Origin of the sequence: Brumicola blandensis (assembly GCF_031846165.1) — a bacterium.
Classification (GTDB): Bacteria; Pseudomonadota; Gammaproteobacteria; order Enterobacterales; family Alteromonadaceae; genus Glaciecola; species Glaciecola blandensis.
Genome location: NZ_JAVRIE010000001.1, coordinates 1,063,659 through 1,085,052, shown reverse-complemented (window position 1 = coordinate 1,085,052; position 21,394 = coordinate 1,063,659). Strand labels below are relative to the sequence as shown.

The window sequence follows — 21,394 nt, the reverse complement described above, 5'->3', positions numbered from 1 at the left end:
AAGCATACTGTCTATCAGGCGCAATGCAGGACTTCGTGGGCGGTTTACAGGGCGTCCAGGAACTTTTCAGCATCTAAAGCCGCCATACAACCAGTACCCGCAGAAGTGATTGCCTGACGATAGACATGATCACTCACGTCACCGGCAGCAAAAACACCTTCGACGCTAGTTTGAGTTGCATTACCTTCAAGACCACTTTTCACTTTAATGTAGCCATCTTTCATTTCAAGTTGACCTTCAAAAATGCCTGTATTAGGAGAGTGGCCGATTGCAATAAACAAGCCCATTACTTCTAAATCTGAGACTTCACCTGTGTTTGTGTCTTTAATATTAATGCCGGTTACGCCCATGTCATCACCTAACACTTCGTCTAGCTCTTTGTTTAAGTGCAAAACAACGTTACCGTTTTTGGCTTTTTCCATAAGACGATCAGCGAGAATCTTTTCGCTTCTAAAGGTATCTCTGCGGTGAATAACGTGTACTTCAGATGCAATATTCGACAAGTAAAGCGCTTCTTCTACAGCTGTGTTTCCGCCACCAACAACCGCCACTTTTTGGTTGCGATAGAAGAATCCATCACAAGTAGCACAAGCTGAAACACCTTTACCCATGAAGGCAGTTTCTGAGGGTAAACCTAGGTATTTTGCTGAAGCACCTGTAGCAATGATGAGCGCATCGCAAGTGTAAGTACCTTGGTCGCCTGTCAATGTGTATGGACGCTTGCTTAAGTCAGTTTTATTGATGTGATCAAAAATGATTTCAGTATCAAATTTTTCAGCATGTTGCTGCATTCTAACCATCAGGTCAGGGCCGGTTAAGCCTTCAGGGTCACCTGGCCAGTTTTCGACTTCTGTGGTGGTGGTCAATTGGCCACCTTGTTGAATGCCGGTTAATAGTACCGGGTTTAGATTTGCTCGTGCGGCGTAAACAGCAGCTGAATAACCTGCTGGTCCAGACCCCAAAATCAATAGGGGGACGTGTCTGGTTTCTGACATGTATCTCTCCGAAAAACTGGATTAAATGTTGTGTAAGGATTGGGGTGAAACTGTGCTTTTCAATAGTGCTTATTGAGCTATTGGTTTCAAACCCTGTGGGTGAAGTATAACCATACTTGGCAGAAGCCACCATCCTAAATCGCTATATCTTTTTGTTTGCAGAAATAACTTTATTTTTTGTGTTATTATCGAACAAACAGTCGATATATTATTGAACAATCGCTAAACCAAATTGGTGCTGTGTCGTATCAACATTACTTGTATACACAATTGTGCCCCGATGGGTTTATAATTAGTCCACAGATTGATGAAGGTGAATTGCTTTATGGCGTTACCACTCCCTGATGTTTTAAAAAATGGCCAGCAATATATGGACTCGTGGCCAATGCAAAAGCAATTATTTGGCCTTTTCCCTGAGTGTAGAATCATCGCGGCAACTAAGTTTGGTTTTAAAGTGATGCCTGCACTGGCGGTGATGACTGTCGCCATTCAACTGCATTTTTTGGGTGCAGAGAAACTACCCCAAGCGCTTACCTTAGGTATATTTTTCCTGAGTTTACCCGTACAAGGTCTTATTTGGTTGGGGTTGCGTTCGCAAAAAACGTTGCCGCCAGCAATGAAGTCTTGGTACCAAGAGATTTACACTAAAATGCAACAGCAGGGTTGTGCGCTCGAAGGTCTAAAGAGCAAACCTCGTTTTCAAGAGCTTGCTATGCTGCTTAAAACTGCGTTTTCCGAGTTAGACAAGGCTTTCACTAAGCACTTGTTTTAGGACTGTTTTACACTGTCTACATCGATACTGCTGTGTGCCTTTCAACACTCTGTTGTGACGAATAGCGCTTAGTTTGACATGCTCTGGGCATAAGCAACGGTAGTTATATTCACTAATACCCACATTACTAACGTCTAATTGATGAGTGATGTTCGCTGGCCGTTGAAACACTGAGTGCATGACTGCTTGCCATTCTCTCCCGTGCGGTTTTACCTTTCCATATAACTGATAGCACACGATATGAGCCACTTCGTGTGGTATGACTTGCTGAATAAACTCATCAATATTATCTTCAAACAGACTAAGATTTAATTTGATCAAATTCTTTTGTAAATGAGCGCTACCCGCTATTTTCCCTCTTTGTTTTAAGTTCAACATAGGTAGCTCGAAAGTTTGATTAAAATAGTCTTCAGCAAGCACTATCTTGTTCGCAATTTCAGCTTTTGCTATTTGTAAGAGGGTTTCTTCGTTCATTGGCGTAGTTTACATCAGACAAAAAAAAGTGGACAGCCTAGACTGTCCACTTTGGATGTTTTCCGTTTTCTTCAGTAGTTGAAATCAGTAGTTAAAACTACAGAAGCATAAACGGCGATTAATCGATTTTACAATCCGTGCACAATGCATAACTGGCCATTGGGTCGTTTAATTGTGTAAATTGTGTTAAATCAGCATCAACCTGAGACAGTATGTCTTGCATTGCACTTCGCTTAGGCTCGATATTAAAGCTCGAAATGATGGATGTGCCCGATGCGAGGAATTTCTGCCACATTAACTCTTGCTCGCTTAACTCTCTGACCACATATTTTGTATCGTAGTCTTCAAGCTCAGCTAATGTTGCGGCAGAAGCTACAGCATCGTCTAAAGTACCGAGTTCATCAACCAAGCCTAGTTCTAACGCTTGAGTTCCAATCCAGACTCGACCTTGAGCAATTTCGTCCACGGCTTCTGGCGTCATATTGCGTTCGGTAGCAACTAGATTAATGAAGCGCTCATAGCCACGCTCTATGTTCATTTGAATGACCTGCTTCATGCCCGGTGTTAGTCCACGAGTAGGGCTCATGCCTGCAAAGTCAGTTGTACCAACACCGTCAGTGCGAACACCGACGTACTCTAAAGAGTTTTCGAAGGTCGTAATCATACCAAAAATACCGATAGAACCTGTGACGGTACTTGGTTCAGCAATAATTTTATCAGTGCTAGCAGAAATCCAGTATCCACCCGAAGCGGCATATGTCGACATTGAAGCAACGATGGGTTTGCCAGCTTCTTTCATCAATTCAACTTCTTTACGGATCACTTCAGAGCCAAATACGCTGCCGCCACCCGAATCAACTTGCAGCACCACTGCTTTGACTTTGTCATCCATACGCGCTTTTCTGAGCAGCGCAGCTGTACTATCACCACCAATCGTTCCTGGCTTTTGATTACCATCGAGTATGGTTCCTTTCGCAACCACGATAGCAACTTTGTCCTTACTTGATTCAGGCAAAGCAATGGGTGGCGTAATCACTTTCAGGTAGTCGTTGTAAGTAATCGTGTTGTAGCCTGTTTTGTTGTCGGCTTCACCTAACAATTCAATCATTTCATTGCGGAACTCATTGCGCGTGCGAAGCGCATCAACCCAGCCGTTATCTAGGGCATACTGAGCGAAGTCGCTGTTTGCAGCCTCAAATTTCGCTAAAATTTGTTCCATTTTTTCATCGAAGTTGCTGACATCCATACTTCTTGCAGATGCAACATCAGATTTATATTGCGACCATAGCTCGCCTAACCAAGCTTCGTTTGCAGCGCGGGCTTCTGGAGACATATCATTGCGCAAATAGGGTTCTACAGCAGATTTAAATTTACCCACTTTAAACACGTTCACAGTCGCTTTCAGTTTTTCCAAACCTTCTTTATAGTACATTCTATAACGACCGTATCCTTCAATGATCAAGGCACCCATAGGGTGTAGATACACGTTATCAGCATGCGCGGCGAGGTAATATTGGCTCTGTCCGTAATAATCGCCCATTGCATACACAGGCTTGCCTGATGTTTTGAAGTCAGTGAGTGCGTCGGCAACTTTACGCATTTTATCTAAACCGCCGCCGCCAAGACCGCCAAGTTGAAGAACGAGGGCTTTGATACGATTATCTTCCTTGGCATTGTTAATGACTTTCACTAAGTCACGCACTAATACTTCGGGATTATCTTGGCCTTGACCTATCGCTTCACCAATGAATTTTTCAGCAGGATCTACGTATTGCTTTTCAATCACTAAATTACCACGCAAGTTAAGCACTAATGCGCTGTCATTGGGCACCGTCAAAGGTTCGCTGCCGGAATTGCTTATCCCTATAAGGATGGCGATCAATATAATGAAGAAAATTACATTTAATACGAATTTTCTGGTGTAGTTAATTAGGTGCCAAGACCCAATAAAGAACGATTTCGTCCAGCTCTTTTTCTCTGACATGCTTTTTGTTTACCTTATAGTTTTTCTCACGTTTCATACTACCGAAACTAATGACCTTGCGACAATCATTAAATGTAAATGATTGTTACGGAGGCTGTTACATCTTATCTTTTCGTTCACTTTGTTTTAGCCACTCTTTCAAGAGTAATGCGACGGCTTCGTGATCTTTACCTGAAAACTGCATTAACAGATCGCTTTGTCGTTGTTGTACACTTTCTGACTTGGCATGCTTTCTCATAATACGCTGGAATGGCCTAAGTTTTTGTTTTGTACTCAAGGTTTACTCCCAATAAGACTTACTATATTTAGAATAGATATTTGTGCACTAGATTTCTTAGTATACGTACAAATTACATTCAAACAGTATACTATTTCTTGAACTGACTGGAGGTTGTGCTATACCTCTTGCAAACAATACCTATTGGAGAGCAAATTTGGACGCCTTAGACTTGTTGTTAAATCGTAGTTCGCAGCCCCGCCTCAGCGCACCAGCACCAGAAGGTGTCGTGCTAGAAAACATCATGCAAGCGGCATTGAGAGCACCCGATCATCGATGCCTTACACCATGGCAGTTTGTGATATGTAAAGGTGCAGGTTTACACCGCTTAGGGGAAGTGTTTGAGCAGGCCGCGATCAATAGCAATGCTGATCAATCGAGTATTGAACGTGCACCACAACTCCCATTAAGAGCGCCTATGGTGATTGTCACTATTGCAAAATACAAAGAAGATCCAAAGGTACCATGGGTTGAACAGGTTGCTTCCGCAGCTTGTGCTATGAGTAACATGCAAATGGCAGCGCTAGCGCAGGGCTTTCAAGGAGTATGGCGAACAGGAAGTTACGCGCAAAACGAAGACGTAAAGACGGCTTTTGGTTGTGTTGAGCACGACGAAATATTGGGTTTCATGTATTTAGGCACGAGTAAGTTGAAAACAATGCCGAAACCACAGAGAAACAGTGGTGATTACTTTAGCGTTTGGGAGTAGCGGCTTGCTAGTACCAGCAAGCCCAGCATACAGTCTAATATTTAGGTTTCACGCTTAAATGATATGCCAGCATTGTCTTGCAATCGCTTAATGAGGGCGTTACCTAACGCGGGGGCGGGCGTGTAAATGCCACCCTGTAAATTGTCATATTCCTCAACAAGACAGATTGCACTCTCTGATATCATTCTTGAGGTAGAGGCATAACCCGGATCACAGGTCGCTGAAACACTGACAATATGTGTTTTGTTATTGGTATCTTGTCCCAGAAACATCACATCGTAAAAGCCATTCTCGCGCTCTTCTTTACTCGGACCTTCTCCTGGCTTAGGACCTTCATCACTCGACAATGATTTATCACTGGCGACAGATTTCGCAATGGCTTCACCTTTGTCTCCGGGCCCGGTAAGCATCATTTCATCATAACGGAAAGCGTGGGTATAACGATGCCCTAGAAGTTGATTTGAGCGATGGATATTGCGCGTATTGATTGCTGCCATGATAAATGGAGCAACCCAGCTCTTTAAGGTTTCATCGAAATAGGGCTTATCACCATTTGGTTGCTCAACACCATTTGTTTCAAGCGCAAGTGAGTAGGGGTTCTTAAGTACTTTCATTACTTCAGGATCTGCAAAAGCGGCTTTCATTGTTGCTTTTAAGCTAGCGGCGGTACCACCTGAAAATGTCCCCTGCATTTTTCTCACACGGCCTTTTACGTATTCTATGGGTTCACCGCTTTCGGCAATGGCTGTTTCCTGCAAATGGAACACGCCCAAATCGAAAGGGATAGAGTCGAAACCACAAGAAAAAATAATTTTAGCCCCTGATTTTTCTGCATCGGCTTGATATTTTTCGATCATGTCGTGCATCCACGTCGGTTCACCACACAAATCTACGTAGCCAGTGCCTGTTTGAGCGCAAGCTTTAACCAAGTTTTCACCGTATAATTGATATGGACCAACGGTGGTGAGCACAACGGCAGCTTGCGATGCCATCGCGATAATACTTTCTTCGTCTTTACCATCGGCTTGAATAAGCGGCGTGTCGGCGGGCGCACCAAGCTGATCTCTTATGCCCGCTAGCTTCTCTAAATTCCTGCCTGCCATTGCCCATGTAATATTACTATTGCTTGAATATTGGCTCAGAAAGTACTCAACCACCAATTGACCAGTGAATCCGCTTGCGCCATAAATCACGACGTCGTAAGTCTTGCCTGCGTTGTTTATCATATTCATCTCGCTTGTTGTTTGGGTTTTATCTGGATGACTTACTACTATACGATTGAAACTCCTACAGCGATATTTTTTTCCTTTATTTACAGATATCACCAAAATTGTTGTCACACTTTCTTCTCAGTGCGTTTCTTAGCTATAAGACCAGCAAAATTCTTGCTTTTTACATTCTCATTATGCAAAGGAATATGAACATGACGCGTTTTTTAAATACCAGCAAAGCAATGCTCAATAACATTAAGACAAGTAAATTAAATCCATCGTCCGCCATTTGGCAGCAGTTTGCGATTGTAATGGTGCTTCTTGGAGTTGTATTGCCAGCAGTTTTACAAGCAAAAACCAAAGTGACACAAGCTGAACAATTGACGACTGATATGGGGACATTCAGCGTTGTGAATCAAGCTAGCGAGCTACACAAGCAAGCGATAATTTTTATACCCGGTTTAATGTCGAACCCTTCTGTTTATTCTGGGATAAAGGAACAATTTGAAGAGCAATTTGATGTGCATCTAGTGGCAATAAAAGGCTTTGCTGGCACCCCTCAAGATAGCGAATTTAGTTTTGAGCAATTATTGCTGGACTTGCGTGCTTATATTGCTCTTAAAAAGCTAGATAAACCACATATTGTAGGGCACAGCATGGGCGGACTGATTGGTTTAAGTATGGCGGCAGAGCACGAAGAACTTATCGGCAAAGTGGTTTCGATAGATGGCTTGCCTTTCATTGGGCCTATTTTCACTCGAAGCAACGATACCGTAGTTGATCATATGGAGCCTCAAGCCCAAGCGATGAAAGCGATGTTTCAGGCAATGCAGCCAGAACAGTTGGCAGCGCAAACAAAACGCGGTATTTTTATTCAAGCTAAGTCAGCGGATGATCAAGCTCATATCGTAGAAATGGCAAAGAAATCCGACCCGATCACTGCGGGGACTGCTTTGTACGAAGTGATGCTTAAGGATGTGCGAAAGCCACTTCAAACAAGTAAAACACGCATGCTACTGTTAGGGGCTTCAGGCGCTTTTACTCAAGATGCTCAACATCAATCGGTACAAGATTTATATGAGCAACAGTTTGAAAATGTGAAAAACGCTACGGTAATTATGAATACTCAAGCGCGCCATTTCATTATGTTTGACCAGCCAGCGTGGTTAGTGACGCAAATTAGCTCATTCTTGGAGGAATAGGGATGTTTAGTACAACAAGTTCTCAGACAACTAGCACCGATATTGAATTGGCTCAACAAGGCGATCATCAAGCCTATGAACGCATTATTCGACACTCACAAAATTTGGTCAGTGCTATTGCACTCGCTATCGTTAAAGATGTCGACGATAGTGAGGAAATTGCTCAACAAGTCTATGTCAGTGTGTGGCAAAACTTACAACAATTGAAAAATCCTGAAAGCTTTTTACCTTGGCTCAGGCAAACGACAAGATATGCGGCCTTGAATTACATTCGTGATAATAAGCTTAACGCTCGCGTGGATTCCGACGAAGCTACCTTGTTGTTAGCGCAACTAGAAACCGATGAAAATACGCATGATGAAAAATTTAGCCGTGATCAAAATAAGCGTTTGGTAGCTCAATTTATTGACCAGCTTTCAGAGGAAGATAGAGAAATCGTACTGCTTTATTATCGGGAAGAGCAGTCTAGTAAGCAAGTTGCTCAGCTTCTTAGCCTTAGTGAGTCAAGCGTTAGGAAAAAGCTTTCCCGAGCACGTGCAACGCTAAAAAATAAAATACTAAAACATGTTGGAAGCGCCATTTATAGTACGGCGCCAAGTATTGGTTTCAGCGCCGTGATACTCGGTTTAATTACGCCAAGTGGGCCGGTTGCTGCTTCATTGGCCACTGCAAGCCTTTCAACTGCCACAGTAAGTGGTAATGCAAGTGGCAGTTTTTGGGTAAAAATTCTAAGTGTGTTAGGTGGTTCGATTCTGGGAGCATTTTTGGCTGTATTGGCGGTCATTTGGTCCTCAAAAATGGCCATAGCTAACTTACCGAATGACGATAAAAAGCGCACTATGAAGCGTTATAGAAACGAACTCATTGCTTGGGTTTTGATTTGGGGAGTATTTATAACTGCGGCGTATGAATTGACAAGTGGTTGGCTCGGTCCAGTCATCACTTTTAGTATATTCTCTCTGGGTCTGTTCGTATTGATGTTAAGAAGTATGTCCTTTCTCCATGAACATGCGACGTTCGAGAAAAGCGGTAAACCTAGGCAAAAAACGACACGCATGATGGCAGTCTTCAATTATTCTTGCCTGTTCTTGGGCATTGGAACTGGTTTCGCAGGCTTAATCATTGGCTTGGTGTCCAGTGGACGCTTAGTCTTTTAGTTTTATTTGCATTGCGGGATTATTATGCATGCGAAGTAATGAAATCAACTTTTAGTAAAAGCCAATTTAAGCCCATGTTTTATAGAATTTGATTCGAATACTGAGCATGTATTTACCATGAATGCATACTAACCACATAAAATAATGTAGAACTTATCATCGAATAAATAGTAAGCTATTGAAAATAAATAAGTATAAGGGCTGTGTGATATGGTTATGTTTTGTTTTTACCATGCGGTCAGGATAATAAGTTGTTATGTGTCGCTATGAAGTTAACATTGTTGGTTGTTTTTGTTTCTCTTTCTTTTGGGGTTTCGGCTATGGATAAAACTGTTAAATTAATCGATGATTTAATCTTGAAAAAGAATTTCGGAATTGAGTTATGGGAACCAAGAGGCTTGAACCCTTCGCCCCCAGGAGTAATTTTGTCGTTGGAAAAAACAACAAATGAATTCCTCAAATCTTTAAGACATATCCATTTAAAATCAGACTTAACTAAGGATTTAAAAAAGTCGAATATTCAGACTTTAGTCGACAATTTACCATGGTTAGATTTCGATACAGAAGAGAGAGAATTTCTAGCAGATACAATTGCTCCTGCTATTGAATCAATGGGTTTCAACCCGTGGAGTATAATTTGACAATGACACATAACAAAACGTTCAAGCGGATAAAAATAAAGAGTAATTTTTACCGCTTAACGAAGTGTTATATGCCTAGGAGTTTTGGTTGAAGTTTCCAGATGATGCTGACGGTGATGTCCTTAGACGATTAGAAGAATCCGGGTTCGATTTTTCGACAGCGTGGGAGATTGATTTCATGGTTGATTTTGATAGCTGGCCGCCTTCTCAGGATGCTTTAGATATCTTAGAGAAAGAATATGGCCCTATCGAAGTATATGCTCCAGATGACGACGGTGATGGATATATCTTATTTAATATTAACTCGCCTGTATCTTACGACCTGATAATGGATACGCAAAAAAAAGCCTCGGCGTTGGTAGTTAGCTTTGGCGGAGTTTGTGAATCTTGGGGAGTCTTGCAGTAATGGCATATAACAAAATGATGAAGACGGATTTGTCACAAGAGCGGTGCCAAACCGCTTATCAAAAGTGTTATACGCTATGTCATAGTTTAAAGGACTAAATATGCTATTTCTGTCAGTAGTTTTAATGCTTGTAAGCATTGTTCTATATCTCACTGTTGTAGTGGATATGTTCCGAAAAAAAGTATGGTTAGGGTTTTTGGGACTATTTTTATTTCCTTTTACGTTTTACCACGCGTTCGTCAACTATAGCGGCAATAGGAAAAAAATGGGTACGGCTCTTATAGTCACGTCGTTACTTCCGTTTGCGTATCTACAGTTTCAATCTGCCGCAGGAGAAAAGGAGTTGTCACCATTTTTTGCATTAGCAAATGAAAATATGGAAATGGAATGCAAGCTCTTATCAGGCTTAATGGCTAGCGGCGGATTTACGTTTTATAACGTGCAATGTCACCCCCAAAACTTAAACAGTGTTAATTACGTAAATCAGGAAGAACTAATTTCTGGCTATCAAGAGAATTTTGTTAAACCCATAATCGAAGATTATAGATCGACTTTCGGTCAAATCGAAGACAAGGGAATCATTCTAATAATTCGCTCGCCATCAGACTTATATGCATGCTTCAAAATTGAAAACCCAGGCAATATCGTGGAATCATGGGGTTCTTTTGAACAATGCGGTTAAAGCGTATAACAAGGCGCTCAAGAGGGACACATACATGCAGCGGCTTCGCCATTTTAGCTGCATGTATGCGCCCCTTAGCTAAGTGTTATGTGGCAAGGGTGTGATTGATGGCTAATTTTTGTAAGAGTTGTGGTAGTGAATTAAAGGGGCCTTTGGAGGCTTATGAGGCTTTTGAAGGGATGCATTGGCTCTGCTTTCATTATGCTTTTGAACATTACTCTGATGATCCGGATGTTCCTTGTCAAAGCAGACATTGTCCAACATGGCATATAGAAATTTTGAAAGAAGCACTGATAGCCCGTGGCGAAGATCCAGATAAAATAATTAATGATGCTATTGAGCTTTCATGGTCAAAAAGTTTGAAGGCCAAGCAAAGTAATGGTGTTAGCTCGTTTCTTCAAAAGGGGCTTTCAAAGGTTTTTAAATAACAGATTTCGGGTTCGCGAGCATTCGTTGTTTGGTCCACGCTACTAACCTGCAGTTGCTGTATCAGCGTCAAACGAGTATTGTTTTACCTAAATGGTTATCGTAAGGAAACATGGAATGTTTTATCAAAACCGCACCAAACTAAAACAACATAACAATCGCATAAACGCACTCCCTTCGGTCGCTGGGACACCATTACGTGCGGCTGCACGCAATGCTGCCCGTTATGCGGGGTGTTAGGAAGCTAAATGAAGGTTCAGCATATAATCGACGATTTAGAGTCTGTCTTTAGCAAGCAGCCAGAAACAAAAGACTATGATGTCGCTTTTGCTTGTTACTCAGAAGATGGGTCTGGAAGTATAGAAATCGACTATGTCGAAGCTTTTGATTGGGATGAAGATGAAGAGTTTTTTCTTATTCCTGCAAACTGCGCGAAACATTATGAGAGAGAAGCTGTGAAATACAAAGCAGCTCACTTTGTAGAGGAAATTAAGAAGATTCAAATTGAGAACTTTTCAGAATTTGAAACTTATGTGAGAGAGAAGATTAAAATAGCAAAGGATGGCTCTATTATTTCATTAAACTCACCGATGTGGGGAACAGGCGTTCACGATAATGAGAAGTTTGTGTATTTTTATCACGGCAAAGAGAGAGCGTAGCTTCCTAACAAGGGTTTTCAAGTCGGACAAATTACAGTTGGCTTTTTGTTCGTGCCTCACTTATTTTAGCCAACTGCAATTTGCCGCTTAAAACGGCATTAGGCATTCACAATAAGGAACTACGATGAATGATGAGCTAGCCAGGCTACTGGAAGAGCTAGAACGGTTAGAAGAGAAAACTAGCGAACATTCTATTTCGTCCAAGATTAATAAGGCTACAGAAAAAGATCAAAGCCCAGAAGCTATTGCCGAAAGACTTGCATTTGGTTTTTGCGAGGATTATTTGGATAAGCAGAATAGCTGGGGCACATATTATGGCCCGATGATGGTATGGGTTGGCGATGATGGTAAGGCCTATGAAAGCCCGAGTCTTTCCTTGGTTGACGATGACATTATTGAGTATTGGAAAAACCGATCACAGAATACAAAAAATCCAATAATGAAGGCTCGATATTCAGGGCTTGTCTGGGACCTTTCAGAAGCTGCTATTGGTAAAAAGCCTAACTATAGAATTGCCATTGATTATGTAAATGCCCTTCTTGACGTGACCGATAAAGATCTATGCGAACATCCAACTGAAACGATTACAAAAATCACAAGGGCATATAAAGTAGCCTCCGCTTTAAACAATTCTGAATTAATAGGAAAGAGCATTGAAAGTGCTATTAAACTAGAAGACAGGATTGCAGAGGATGATAAGGCGGGGCTATGGGGATTTTGTTTCGATCTTTTCGTATTAAGTAAATGTCGATATTTGTCTGATGTCCAAAAGAAAAAACTAATAGAAGACCTTGAATCTCGACTGGAACGAGTTTCTAAAGAATACTCACCTTGGGTTTGTGAGTCAGCAGGTATTCCTCTAGCCACCTATTATCGCAGCAAAGGAATGGATGCTGATGTATCCCGAGTAATTGATGTTGTTGGTAGTTGTTTTGAGGATGCATGCGAAGGTTTGGCAGCGATGCAGGCTTCGTCTTGGCTCCAACACGTACATGACATCTATATCAGCTTTAACATGAAGGATGCCGCAGAAATAGTTTCGAGAAAAATTTCTGAAGTTGGCCCGGAAGTTGTGGAAAGCATGCAGGAATTTTCTCACAGCATGGAGATTCCCAGAGAAAAACTCGATGCTTATCTGGATTCTATGACGAGTGGTGGCCTTGAAACGACCCTCAATAGAATTGCGATTCAGTTTATCCCCAAAAAAGATCAGGTTGAGCAACAAGTACTGGAGCTGGCTAAAAATCACCCGCTAACATATTTGTTTACTAAAACCCTGCAAGACCATAAAGGTAGGCCTGTCGCAACTATTGGTGGAGTTGAGGAAGATTTAGAAGGAAACGTTATTCACCAGCTCTCTCAGAATATGAATATCGACTCTTTCTTTCTCAGGCATTCATTTAACAAGGCTTCAGAAGTTTATGGGAGGAGTTCCGACGAATTAACTAGCTTTATTCTGAGGTCACCCATATTTGAAGAATCCAAAAAGGACATTGTGCAAAAAGGCGTGAAATCTTATCTGGACGAAGATTACATGTCCGCGATCCATATTTTGGTTCCCCAGGCAGAAGCGGCTATCAGAACACTGGTTGAGCTAATGGGAGGGGCTACTTTAAGAAAGAATAGGCAAGGCGGCCTACAGTTGAGAACATTTGACGACCTACTTAGAGATGAAAGTGTTGAAAATTGTTTTGGCGCAGACACATCTTTCTATTTCAGGATGCTGCTCACCGACCAGAGAGGGTGGAATATTAGAAACGATGTATGCCATGGAATTAGCCCTGCGGGTGCATTTCATTATTCAACTGCAGACAGAATCATGCATGTCATGCTTTGCCTATCACAGGTTAGAGAGAGCAATGCCTAACAAAGTGCTGCTGTCGGACAAATTTTACGCTGCGCTTCAAATTTGCCGCAGAGCACGGCGTTAAATATCTAAAGGAGTAATTTTGAGAATTCAATTTACGTTGGCTCTGGCTGGCTTAATCGCATTTAATGTCAATGCAAAAGAACCTCTCCATGCTTATCTATCTTCAGGAGTGGAGGTTCATGAAACTGATAATATGAATAGAGTTGAAGCAACGGGGCCAAATATTAGATTCTTTCTAAAAGATAAAAAAATATTAGCGACAGCTTTTGTATTTAAAGATACGAGAAACCCATACCCTTTGCTTAACGACTTTGCTGAACAATTTCTTAAAAGGGCTTATGCAAGCTATGACTATCAAATATTTGAAAAAAACAAGGTGATGAACAACTTTGCAAACAGAAAAAGTGATGGCGTTGAATACTTGGTTGATTTGGGTGGTGAAAAGTGTGAATTGTATTTAGCAAGCTCAGTTGGAAACCAGACGTACATTTTTTTCAACATATCAAATGAAGTCACTAATGCAAAATGTGCAAGTATCGGCGATAAACTAAAGTCAGTTGTGACGCAAGTAAATGAAAGTATAGCGATAAACGATATTTAACAAGGATGTCCACTTTTAGTGGGTAAGACCAGTTCTTAGGAAACATCTCTCAATGAAAAGATTATTAATTTTTGTCCCTTTTCTGTTCTTGTTAGCCGGTTGTTCGAGACTCGAAGTTATTGATGGTAATTGCGTAGAACTTTCGGACGACTATCATGATAACTTTTCAAAGATTCAGGAATTATCTAAGTACTTAGGGTTTAAAGCACCACTAAATGCGGTTGGAAATATAGCGGCTAATGGAGAAATGCTACTTATCGTTCATGGTAAAAACCGTTCAATTAGTTGTTTAAGGCAGAATCAAGATAAGAAGGTAGAGTTTTTGCTAAAAGATGGTTCTGACGAAATCATACAGGATTGGGTAACCCATGAGCAGCACAAGTTGCTAACTTGGGGAGAGTGAACATAACAAGGCACTCAAGCTCGTTCCCTTCGGTCACTGGGACAATTACTCGTTGGCGCGTTCCGCATTTTCGTCAACAAGTAATTGCCCCTTAGTTTAGTGTTATAACTCATTGGAAACTTATGTACTCTTTTGACCATAAAAAATGGACTAGATTTGTTTTTAAGCAAGCATTATATCCATTCATAAGTGTGACTATAACTCTAATTATTTTTGTCAATGCATTGCAAAAGGTAACAATTTTAGAGCTACTTAGAGAAACTGAAAACGGGTTTAGTGGTATCTTGATACTTGTGTTGCTCTTTATTACTTGGGTTACATTAGTCAGCTGGTTAGAAGATAGAAAGAGAAAAGATTTCCCGACTTTTTCAATCACGCCGGATTACTTGTCATTAATAAACGGCTTGTCCGAAGAAAGAGTTAGGAATCAGCATGCTGTCTCTTTTGAAATTGTAAAGAAACGTAAAAAACTTAGTCACTTATCGATCAACTTGAGTGATGGCAGTTCTATTTTTCTCAAAAAAATTTTTTCCTTTAGAAGTGATAGCTATTGAGCTAAGGAAGATGGGGATAGATGAGTTATAACAAAATGATGAAGACGGATTTTCACGAAAAGCGCGTGAAAACCGCTTATGTAAGGTGTTAATTGCTCTGTGTGTAAATTTACTACTCTGATTCTATAAACTGCTAAACTAATCATAGTTAAATTGTTTGGGGATATTTTTATGTCGGAAGCTTTGAAAAACCTTATGGATAGCATTGATCAAATGAGTACAAAAGAGAAAGCTCTAGCTGCTCATTGTTTATTATCAGCAATGGATGGACATGCTGATGATGACATTGAACAAGAGTGGATATCACTGGCAGAAAAACGAAGCAATGAATTGGAAAGCGGTAAAGTTAGCCCTACTACGTGGGACCAAATCAAGCAAAAATTGTAAGCTATATGCCTGAATTATTATTTCACCCAGACACCACAGAGGAAATAAAATCGTCCTTTGATTGGTATCAAGAACAAGTAAAAGGTCTCGGATTCGAGTTCGTACAAGAGTTAGACGATGCCTTTAAATCTATCCTATCCTTACCACAAACTTGGCCTAAAATGGGGCAATACCATAGACGCTTTATCTTAAGTCGCTTCCCGTATTCTGTTATCAATAAAAACGTAGATGAAAAAGAATTTATATTGTTGCGATTATGCATAATCACCGCAAGCCCGGGTATTGGAATGACCGCAATTAACAAAACGATGAAGACGGATTTGCCACAAAAACGCTACCAAACCGCTTAACTTGGTGTTATACCTAAATCATGACTAATCATCGATTCAAAGAAAACAGAGAGCATCGCTTCACTATAAGCAAGCCAACCAATAACGAACCTGTTTTGGTCGTTTGCCCGAAATGTGAAAGCAAGTCTTCTGTTGTTCCTCATGGAGAGGATAAGGTTAGATGTACGTGTTTCAGTTGCGGGTACACGTCAACTAAGTCTTCAAATGGACGCACATTCTATTGGTATGATGAAAACCCAACAGATGGTTACTTTGGTTTTAATCTCTGGTTGAGGATTGATTGTAATGGTAATTCGCTATGGGCTTTTAATCAAACGCATTTGCAGTTTTTAGAGTCTTATGTTGGAGCAACCTTAAGAGAGCGTGTGGAAGATGATGAGTTGGGATGGAGTAATTCATCGCTGGCAAGTAGGTTGCCCAAATGGATTAAGTCAGCAAAAAATAGAGAGCCAATTTTAAATGCTATCAGTAAACTTAAGTCCAAGTTATGACAAGGTTATCAAATGACTCACATTACTAGGCTTATTTTTGCGGTGGGTGCGTCATTGTGCCACATAAATCTACTCCGTAACCCGGACAATTTATATTGGCGTAATATGCCAGAGTATTTATGAAACCTCAGTTTAAAAAAGTATTCAGCCGCGTCACAGTTGATAGTGCTATTTTCACATTTGGCTCGAAAGACGAAGATAGTGCACAATCTTTAAGAGTGTTCTGCGCCGGCATGGGAAATTATTACCTCGAGCAAACCGACTCATTGAGTGATGAGCAATTAGTTGATTTGATTGATTCTTTGAAGCAACTTAGCCCGCAAAACTCAAAATTTAGGATCAAAATTAAGGCTAGTCGCTACATCACTGTCATTCTAAGTTTTATAGGTTTCGATGTTAATAAAGGATATAAGGTAAAATCATATTTGAGGGGTATATTTAATTTTAGTATGAGTGGCTTTTTTTCATCATATTGTTCAGAGAGCGATATTGCGCGATTAATTACAAATCTAGACGAGCACTGTAAGAATATTGATTGCACATAACAAGAACCTAGAGCCATTCACTGCCGTTCATTCACAAACAATGATGCGCTGTATTCCATTGTCACACAAAAGCGCTCTCAGCAGCATGTGCAGTTGAGCATAGGACAACATAAGCTAATACAACTGGGTCTTGCTGAATTAACCATCTTTCCTTTTTTTGCTTCGGAATAATCTATCAGTAACAAAAAAGCCCTCTGTATCAGTAGAGGGCTTTGTCTATTTCATCAATTGTCTGCAGCAAGCGCTTAAACGATAGTCACAATCTTACATGCGTTAGTAGCGCCAACAGTTTCCATTTGATCTCCGTAGGTCAACATCACTTGGTCGCCAATTTCCATCAGGCCTGACTCTTTAAGTGCGGCAATAACGTCAGCGGTCATAGAACCTGGCTTTGATTTTGTTGAATCGAAATGCAAAGGGATCACTCCACGATAAAGAGCCATCTTATTTAAGGTGGCAATGTGGCGTGACATCGCAATGATAGGCAAGGATGTGGTAATTCTCGACATCAGTTTCGGTGTGGTACCACTCTCGGTTAGGCCAACAATCGCTTTTATCGTTGGTAAGTGGTTTGCTGCATAAACAGCTGCCATTGCGGTTGTTTCACTCACGTCTTTGAAGAATTCATCCAAGCGATGTTTTGAAATTTTCACACTTGGGTGACTCTCAGCACCTTCACACACGCGAGACATCGCCTCTACTGTTTCAATTGGGTAACTACCAGCAGCGGTTTCCGCAGAGAGCATCACTGCATCAGTACCATCTAAAACAGCATTGGCTACATCCATGACTTCCGCACGAGTTGGCATCGGGCTTTCTATCATCGATTCCATCATTTGCGTAGCGGTAATCACTATTCTATTGAGTTGACGCGAGCGAGCGATCAGTTTCTTCTGAACACCAACCAATTCAGCATCACCAATTTCAACACCTAAGTCACCACGAGCAACCATCACAGCGTCTGATGCTAAGATAATATCGTCAATTGCTTCATCGCAAGCCACCGTCTCTGCACGTTCTACTTTTGCACAAATTTGCGCATTCGAGCCTGCTGCTTGGGCCAACTCTCTTGCGTAATTCAAGTCAGCACCTGAACGAGGGAAGGAGACCGCTAAATAGTCAACACCGATTTCAGCGGCGGTCAGAATATCTCTTTTATCTTTTTCTGTCAGTGCTTCAGCCGAAAGTCCACCGCCTTGACGGTTGATACCTTTATTATTGGAAAGTTTGCCACCAACGGTGACTTTAGTAATGACTTTTCTACCTTCAACCGCTGTAACAACTAGTTGAATGCGGCCATCATCTAATAGCAATAAGTCGCCACGACTCACGTCGTCAGGTAGGGCTTTGTAATCAATTCCAACAATTTGATCTGTGCCATCGTTTACGCCTAGCTCAGCGTCCAAAACAAACGCTTGTCCAACATCGAGTTTCACCGCGCCGTCAACAAAACGCGAAACCCTAATTTTAGGCCCCTGTAAATCACCTAGTATGGCCACGTATTTATTCAGTTTTTTGGCCGCTGCTCTTACCTTGTTTGCTCGTTCAATATGATCTTGAGCATTACCATGCGAAAAGTTCATACGCACTACGTTGGCACCGGCAGCTATAATAGCTTCTATTGTTTCTTGTGTATCCGTTGCTGGACCTAAAGTTGCTAGTATCTTTGTTCTACGCGACATATTTTTACTCGGTTCTCGTTGTTTTGATAAGGTATTAAACAGTTTTAAAATGACTCTTTTATTTCAGCTCTGAAAATTTCTTACAATTAATTGTCGGTTTTTGTAAAGCGACTACCTCGTAAGGTATCTTTTACTCGCTTTAAGTTTTCTCTGAATTTAGTGCCTCTGCGCAAAGTAAACCCTGTCGCGAGGACGTCAATAAGAGTTAGCTGAGCTATGCGTGACGCCATTGGCATATATAAGTCAGTATCTTCTGGTACTGCCAACGATAAAACATAATTACACTCTTTCGCTAAAGGACTGTCGCCAGAGGTAATACCCACAACCACAGCGTCATTTGCTCGAGCAATTTGGGCTATCTCAACAAGGCTTTTGGTACGTCCGGTATGCGAGATCAATACAACCACATCTTCTTCGGTACAATTCATACAACTCATGCGTTGCATTAAGGTATCTTCAAAGTAGACAACCGGTACATTAAACCGGAAAAATTTATTCAAGGCATCGTGAGCGACAGAAGAAGAAGCTCCCATGCCAAAAAAGGATATTTTTTTCGCTTGAGTCAGCAAATCAACCACGCGATTTACTGTGGCAACGTCCACCGACTGACGAGCGACTTCGAGTGATGCCATAGTGGATTCGAAGATTTTATTCGTATATTCAGATGGACCATCGTATTCATCCACGTGGCGGTTTACGTAAGGTGTTCCGTTCGCCAAGCTTTGTGCAAGGTGGAGTTTGAAGTCTGGGTAGCCTTTGGTGTCTAATCTTCGGCAGAAGCGGTTGACTGTAGGTTCACTCACATTGGACATTTTTGCTAATGTAGCGATTGAAGAATGAATGGCAACTTGAGGATTAGCAAGGATGACCTCAGCTACTTTTTTCTCGGATTTACTAAAATCCGCTTTTTGTCGTGTTATTTTTTCTAGAATGTTCATGCATAATACTCTGCTGATAACCCTTCGCATCACCCTTTATATCAATACGGATGAAACCTGAGTTATAACAATTCAATGATATTTAATGAATTAAACTGTAATTATACTACGTTTATTTTTTGCTCTTGTCATTTTTGTTGTAAGTTTTTGACAAAAATAATTTACAAATAATCTATATTAGTCCTTACAAAGAGTATGGATACTGGGATTAATCGTGCCCACCATATTTCACTAATTTGACTGTTCGAGGGTCTTATCGCCATATTTGCCTTGGATTTGTATGATTAATAGGCGAATTTAAAAGCGAAGGAAAAGGAGATAATGAATCTGTTGTTATTTTGTTAATTTACCGTCAGTTTTGCATGAGTTTTGGTTGTAATATTACTACATTTGTTGTTTACTATAGGCGATAATTACCTGTCAATAATTACAAATTCGCATGCTTGCCATGCACAGAGGCTACTATGAGTATAGATACTGGGACTACTAGTACTGGATATGAACCAATTGATTTCGTGTTGTTCGGCACCCTGGGTGACCTCGCAAGACGTAAATTACTCCCTTCTCTTTATCAGCTAGAAAAAGCAAACTTACTTAACGGCGGCACGACGATTGTCGGAGTGGCACGCCAAGATATGTCTGAAAAGGACTATGCAAAAGAAGTTAAAGAGAATATAGAAAAATTTACCAGCGAAGCGATCTGCAAAGATACATGGAAGCGTTTCAGTGAACGTTTGGATTATGTCCAAATAGATATGAAAAACCCTGAGGATTATAAGAAGCTGTGCGAGCATGTCGATGTATCTCGCACGATGGTGTGTTATTTCGCAACACCACCTTCTATTTATGGTGATATTTGCCAAGGGATGGATGCTGCAAAGGTTATCGACCCAAGTGTACGCGTCGTCCTTGAGAAGCCAATTGGTCATGATTTAGCGTCGTCTAAAGTCATTAATGAGCAAGTCGCTGAGTTTTTCGACGAAAAGCAGATCTACCGTATTGACCATTACCTTGGCAAAGAAACGGTACTTAACCTAATTGCTTTGCGATTTGCAAACAGTATCTTTGCAACTAACTGGGATCATAACTGTATTGATCACGTTCAAATCAGCGTTGCTGAATCGGTAGGCATTGAAGGGCGTTGGGGATACTTTGACGACGCTGGCCAGATGCGCGATATGGTTCAAAACCACTTACTGCAAATATTGTCCTTAGTAGCCATGGAACCACCGACAACCCTAGACGCAGATAGTATTCGTGATGAAAAACTAAAAGTATTGAAAGCTTTGCGTCCAATCAATGCTAGCAATGTTGCAGAAAAAACCGTGCGTGGCCAATACGTCTCTGGCTTTGTTCGTGGTGAAGAAGTCCCGGGTTACCTTGACGAACCTGATGCGAACGAAAAAAGTACGACGGAAACGTTTGTTGCTATTAAAGCTGAAATTGATAATTGGCGTTGGGCCGGCGTGCCATTCTATTTGCGTACAGGTAAGCGTTTACCAAATAAAACCAGTGAAGTGGTTATTTATTTTAAACGACAGCCGCATAATTTATTCGGCGACAGCTTTGCTACCTTGCCTCAAAATAAGCTTGTGATCCGTTTACAGCCAGATGAAGGTGTCGAAATCACTGTGATGAATAAGGTGCCAGGCCTAACAAGTTCTGGTTCTATGGATCTGCAAAAGTCGAAACTGAATTTGAGTTTCTCAGAAGCCTTCTCCGAAGACCGTATCGCGGATGCTTACGAAAAGTTACTGTTAGAAGTCATGATCGGCAACCAAGCTTTGTTCGTCCGCCGTGATGAGATTGAACAAGCTTGGACTTGGGTTGATTCAATCAGAGCAGCTTGGGATGCGAGCAATGAGCCTCCAGCTACATATCAGGCAGGTACATGGGGACCTGTTTCTTCAATAGCATTGCTAGCGCGTGAAGAGCGCTCGTGGTACGAAAGCAAAGTGCTAAGGAAGTAGGGGATAAC

At 41.2% G+C, this 21,394-nt stretch carries 26 protein-coding genes; 19 read left to right on the top strand and 7 right to left on the bottom strand.

Annotated features, from left to right (window positions below; all coding sequences use genetic code 11):
- Positions 1-44: 44 nt before the first annotated feature.
- Positions 45-995 carry a thioredoxin-disulfide reductase gene (gene trxB / locus RM544_RS04730; RefSeq protein WP_311360609.1) on the bottom strand — a complete coding sequence of 317 codons (951 nt, stop codon included), beginning with the start codon at positions 993-995 and terminating at the stop codon, positions 45-47.
- A 325-nt stretch (positions 996-1,320) separates the two neighbouring features.
- Between trxB and yfbV the strand changes: the two genes are divergently transcribed.
- Entirely contained in the window at positions 1,321-1,767 is a 447-nt protein-coding gene (yfbV, locus tag RM544_RS04725; protein WP_311360608.1) for a terminus macrodomain insulation protein YfbV, read from the top strand.
- Here the strand turns inward: yfbV and RM544_RS04720 are convergent.
- The 3 genes from RM544_RS04720 to RM544_RS04710 all read right to left on the bottom strand — a co-directional run bounded on the left by RM544_RS04720 (position 1,735) and on the right by RM544_RS04710 (position 4,502).
- A complete protein-coding gene (locus RM544_RS04720) occupies positions 1,735-2,241 on the bottom strand; it encodes a SprT family zinc-dependent metalloprotease (protein WP_311360607.1) in 507 nt (168 codons plus the stop codon). The two genes, yfbV and RM544_RS04720, sit on opposite strands and share 33 nt — an antisense overlap.
- 118 nt (positions 2,242-2,359) lie before the next feature.
- Positions 2,360-4,225: a signal peptide peptidase SppA gene (sppA, locus tag RM544_RS04715; RefSeq protein ID WP_311360606.1), complete on the bottom strand. Its 1,866-nt coding sequence runs from the start codon at positions 4,223-4,225 to the stop codon at positions 2,360-2,362.
- A gap of 97 nt (positions 4,226-4,322) precedes the next feature.
- Positions 4,323-4,502 (bottom strand): hypothetical protein, encoded by a 180-nt coding sequence (locus tag RM544_RS04710; RefSeq protein ID WP_311360605.1) that lies wholly within the window; start codon positions 4,500-4,502, stop codon positions 4,323-4,325.
- 157 nt (positions 4,503-4,659) lie between these two features.
- Between RM544_RS04710 and RM544_RS04705 the strand changes: the two genes are divergently transcribed.
- Entirely contained in the window at positions 4,660-5,211 is a 552-nt protein-coding gene (locus RM544_RS04705; protein ID WP_311360604.1) for an NAD(P)H nitroreductase, read from the top strand.
- 41 nt (positions 5,212-5,252) lie between these two features.
- On the opposite strand, the gene RM544_RS04700 is transcribed toward RM544_RS04705, so the two are convergent.
- The gene (locus RM544_RS04700) at positions 5,253-6,437 is read right to left on the bottom strand and encodes a saccharopine dehydrogenase family protein (protein ID WP_311360603.1); all 1,185 of its coding nucleotides are present in this window, start codon (positions 6,435-6,437) and stop codon (positions 5,253-5,255) included.
- A gap of 197 nt (positions 6,438-6,634) precedes the next feature.
- On the opposite strand from RM544_RS04700, the gene RM544_RS04695 reads away from it, so the two are divergent.
- The 16 genes from RM544_RS04695 (at position 6,635) to RM544_RS04620 (ending at position 16,796) form a co-directional block, all read left to right on the top strand.
- The gene (locus tag RM544_RS04695; protein ID WP_311360602.1) at positions 6,635-7,624 is read left to right on the top strand and encodes an alpha/beta fold hydrolase; all 990 of its coding nucleotides are present in this window, start codon (positions 6,635-6,637) and stop codon (positions 7,622-7,624) included.
- Between the two features lie 2 nt (positions 7,625-7,626).
- Complete coding sequence (locus RM544_RS04690; protein WP_311360601.1) at positions 7,627-8,781, top strand: RNA polymerase sigma factor; 1,155 nt, start codon at positions 7,627-7,629, stop codon at positions 8,779-8,781.
- Between the two features lie 266 nt (positions 8,782-9,047).
- Complete coding sequence (locus RM544_RS04685; RefSeq protein WP_311360600.1) at positions 9,048-9,422, top strand: hypothetical protein; 375 nt, start codon at positions 9,048-9,050, stop codon at positions 9,420-9,422.
- Between the two features lie 88 nt (positions 9,423-9,510).
- On the top strand, positions 9,511-9,828 hold the full coding sequence (locus RM544_RS04680; protein WP_311360599.1) for a ribonuclease E inhibitor RraB: 318 nt from the start codon (positions 9,511-9,513) through the stop codon (positions 9,826-9,828).
- A gap of 265 nt (positions 9,829-10,093) precedes the next feature.
- Positions 10,094-10,510: a hypothetical protein gene (locus RM544_RS04675; RefSeq protein ID WP_311360598.1), complete on the top strand. Its 417-nt coding sequence runs from the start codon at positions 10,094-10,096 to the stop codon at positions 10,508-10,510.
- Between the two features lie 107 nt (positions 10,511-10,617).
- Positions 10,618-10,938, top strand: coding sequence for a hypothetical protein (locus tag RM544_RS04670; RefSeq protein ID WP_311360597.1), 321 nt, complete (start codon positions 10,618-10,620; stop codon positions 10,936-10,938).
- A 115-nt stretch (positions 10,939-11,053) separates the two neighbouring features.
- Entirely contained in the window at positions 11,054-11,176 is a 123-nt protein-coding gene (locus RM544_RS04665) for a hypothetical protein (protein WP_311360596.1), read from the top strand.
- Between the two features lie 8 nt (positions 11,177-11,184).
- Positions 11,185-11,595, top strand: a complete 411-nt coding sequence (locus RM544_RS04660; protein ID WP_311360595.1) for a hypothetical protein — start codon at positions 11,185-11,187, stop codon at positions 11,593-11,595.
- Between the two features lie 124 nt (positions 11,596-11,719).
- Entirely contained in the window at positions 11,720-13,462 is a 1,743-nt protein-coding gene (locus RM544_RS04655) for a DUF4209 domain-containing protein (protein ID WP_311360594.1), read from the top strand.
- Between the two features lie 82 nt (positions 13,463-13,544).
- Positions 13,545-14,066, top strand: a complete 522-nt coding sequence (locus RM544_RS04650) for a hypothetical protein (protein WP_311360593.1) — start codon at positions 13,545-13,547, stop codon at positions 14,064-14,066.
- Between the two features lie 52 nt (positions 14,067-14,118).
- A complete protein-coding gene (locus tag RM544_RS04645) occupies positions 14,119-14,469 on the top strand; it encodes a hypothetical protein (RefSeq protein ID WP_311360592.1) in 351 nt (116 codons plus the stop codon).
- 122 nt (positions 14,470-14,591) lie between these two features.
- Entirely contained in the window at positions 14,592-15,023 is a 432-nt protein-coding gene (locus RM544_RS04640; RefSeq protein ID WP_311360591.1) for a hypothetical protein, read from the top strand.
- 171 nt (positions 15,024-15,194) lie between these two features.
- Positions 15,195-15,410: an addiction module protein gene (locus RM544_RS04635; protein ID WP_311360590.1), complete on the top strand. Its 216-nt coding sequence runs from the start codon at positions 15,195-15,197 to the stop codon at positions 15,408-15,410.
- 5 nt (positions 15,411-15,415) lie between these two features.
- A complete protein-coding gene (locus RM544_RS04630; protein WP_311360589.1) occupies positions 15,416-15,760 on the top strand; it encodes a type II toxin-antitoxin system RelE/ParE family toxin in 345 nt (114 codons plus the stop codon).
- A gap of 20 nt (positions 15,761-15,780) precedes the next feature.
- Positions 15,781-16,251, top strand: a complete 471-nt coding sequence (locus tag RM544_RS04625; RefSeq protein WP_311360588.1) for an Rcat domain-containing protein — start codon at positions 15,781-15,783, stop codon at positions 16,249-16,251.
- Positions 16,252-16,370: 119 nt separating this feature from the next.
- Positions 16,371-16,796: a hypothetical protein gene (locus RM544_RS04620; RefSeq protein ID WP_311360587.1), complete on the top strand. Its 426-nt coding sequence runs from the start codon at positions 16,371-16,373 to the stop codon at positions 16,794-16,796.
- 245 nt (positions 16,797-17,041) lie between these two features.
- On the opposite strand, the gene pyk is transcribed toward RM544_RS04620, so the two are convergent.
- Positions 17,042-18,478 carry a pyruvate kinase gene (pyk, locus tag RM544_RS04615; RefSeq protein WP_311360586.1) on the bottom strand — a complete coding sequence of 479 codons (1,437 nt, stop codon included), beginning with the start codon at positions 18,476-18,478 and terminating at the stop codon, positions 17,042-17,044.
- Positions 18,479-18,564: 86 nt separating this feature from the next.
- Complete coding sequence (locus RM544_RS04610; protein WP_311360585.1) at positions 18,565-19,416, bottom strand: MurR/RpiR family transcriptional regulator; 852 nt, start codon at positions 19,414-19,416, stop codon at positions 18,565-18,567.
- A 464-nt stretch (positions 19,417-19,880) separates the two neighbouring features.
- Between RM544_RS04610 and zwf the strand changes: the two genes are divergently transcribed.
- A complete protein-coding gene (gene zwf, locus RM544_RS04605; protein WP_311360584.1) occupies positions 19,881-21,386 on the top strand; it encodes a glucose-6-phosphate dehydrogenase in 1,506 nt (501 codons plus the stop codon).
- Positions 21,387-21,394 lie beyond the last annotated feature (8 nt).

Coding starts and splice junctions, on each gene's coding strand:
- trxB (WP_311360609.1), bottom strand. CDS start 995: ATGTCAGAAACCAGACACGTCCCCCTATTGATTTTGGGGTCTGGACCA.
- yfbV (WP_311360608.1), top strand. CDS start 1,321: ATGGCGTTACCACTCCCTGATGTTTTAAAAAATGGCCAGCAATATATG.
- RM544_RS04720 (WP_311360607.1), bottom strand. CDS start 2,241: ATGAACGAAGAAACCCTCTTACAAATAGCAAAAGCTGAAATTGCGAAC.
- sppA (WP_311360606.1), bottom strand. CDS start 4,225: ATGTCAGAGAAAAAGAGCTGGACGAAATCGTTCTTTATTGGGTCTTGG.
- RM544_RS04700 (WP_311360603.1), bottom strand. CDS start 6,437: ATGATAAACAACGCAGGCAAGACTTACGACGTCGTGATTTATGGCGCA.
- RM544_RS04695 (WP_311360602.1), top strand. CDS start 6,635: ATGACGCGTTTTTTAAATACCAGCAAAGCAATGCTCAATAACATTAAG.
- RM544_RS04690 (WP_311360601.1), top strand. CDS start 7,627: ATGTTTAGTACAACAAGTTCTCAGACAACTAGCACCGATATTGAATTG.
- RM544_RS04685 (WP_311360600.1), top strand. CDS start 9,048: ATGAAGTTAACATTGTTGGTTGTTTTTGTTTCTCTTTCTTTTGGGGTT.
- RM544_RS04675 (WP_311360598.1), top strand. CDS start 10,094: ATGGGTACGGCTCTTATAGTCACGTCGTTACTTCCGTTTGCGTATCTA.
- RM544_RS04670 (WP_311360597.1), top strand. CDS start 10,618: ATGGCTAATTTTTGTAAGAGTTGTGGTAGTGAATTAAAGGGGCCTTTG.
- RM544_RS04665 (WP_311360596.1), top strand. CDS start 11,054: ATGTTTTATCAAAACCGCACCAAACTAAAACAACATAACAATCGCATA.
- RM544_RS04660 (WP_311360595.1), top strand. CDS start 11,185: ATGAAGGTTCAGCATATAATCGACGATTTAGAGTCTGTCTTTAGCAAG.
- RM544_RS04655 (WP_311360594.1), top strand. CDS start 11,720: ATGAATGATGAGCTAGCCAGGCTACTGGAAGAGCTAGAACGGTTAGAA.
- RM544_RS04645 (WP_311360592.1), top strand. CDS start 14,119: ATGAAAAGATTATTAATTTTTGTCCCTTTTCTGTTCTTGTTAGCCGGT.
- RM544_RS04640 (WP_311360591.1), top strand. CDS start 14,592: ATGTACTCTTTTGACCATAAAAAATGGACTAGATTTGTTTTTAAGCAA.
- RM544_RS04635 (WP_311360590.1), top strand. CDS start 15,195: ATGTCGGAAGCTTTGAAAAACCTTATGGATAGCATTGATCAAATGAGT.
- RM544_RS04630 (WP_311360589.1), top strand. CDS start 15,416: ATGCCTGAATTATTATTTCACCCAGACACCACAGAGGAAATAAAATCG.
- RM544_RS04625 (WP_311360588.1), top strand. CDS start 15,781: ATGACTAATCATCGATTCAAAGAAAACAGAGAGCATCGCTTCACTATA.
- RM544_RS04620 (WP_311360587.1), top strand. CDS start 16,371: ATGAAACCTCAGTTTAAAAAAGTATTCAGCCGCGTCACAGTTGATAGT.
- pyk (WP_311360586.1), bottom strand. CDS start 18,478: ATGTCGCGTAGAACAAAGATACTAGCAACTTTAGGTCCAGCAACGGAT.
- RM544_RS04610 (WP_311360585.1), bottom strand. CDS start 19,416: ATGAACATTCTAGAAAAAATAACACGACAAAAAGCGGATTTTAGTAAA.
- zwf (WP_311360584.1), top strand. CDS start 19,881: ATGAGTATAGATACTGGGACTACTAGTACTGGATATGAACCAATTGAT.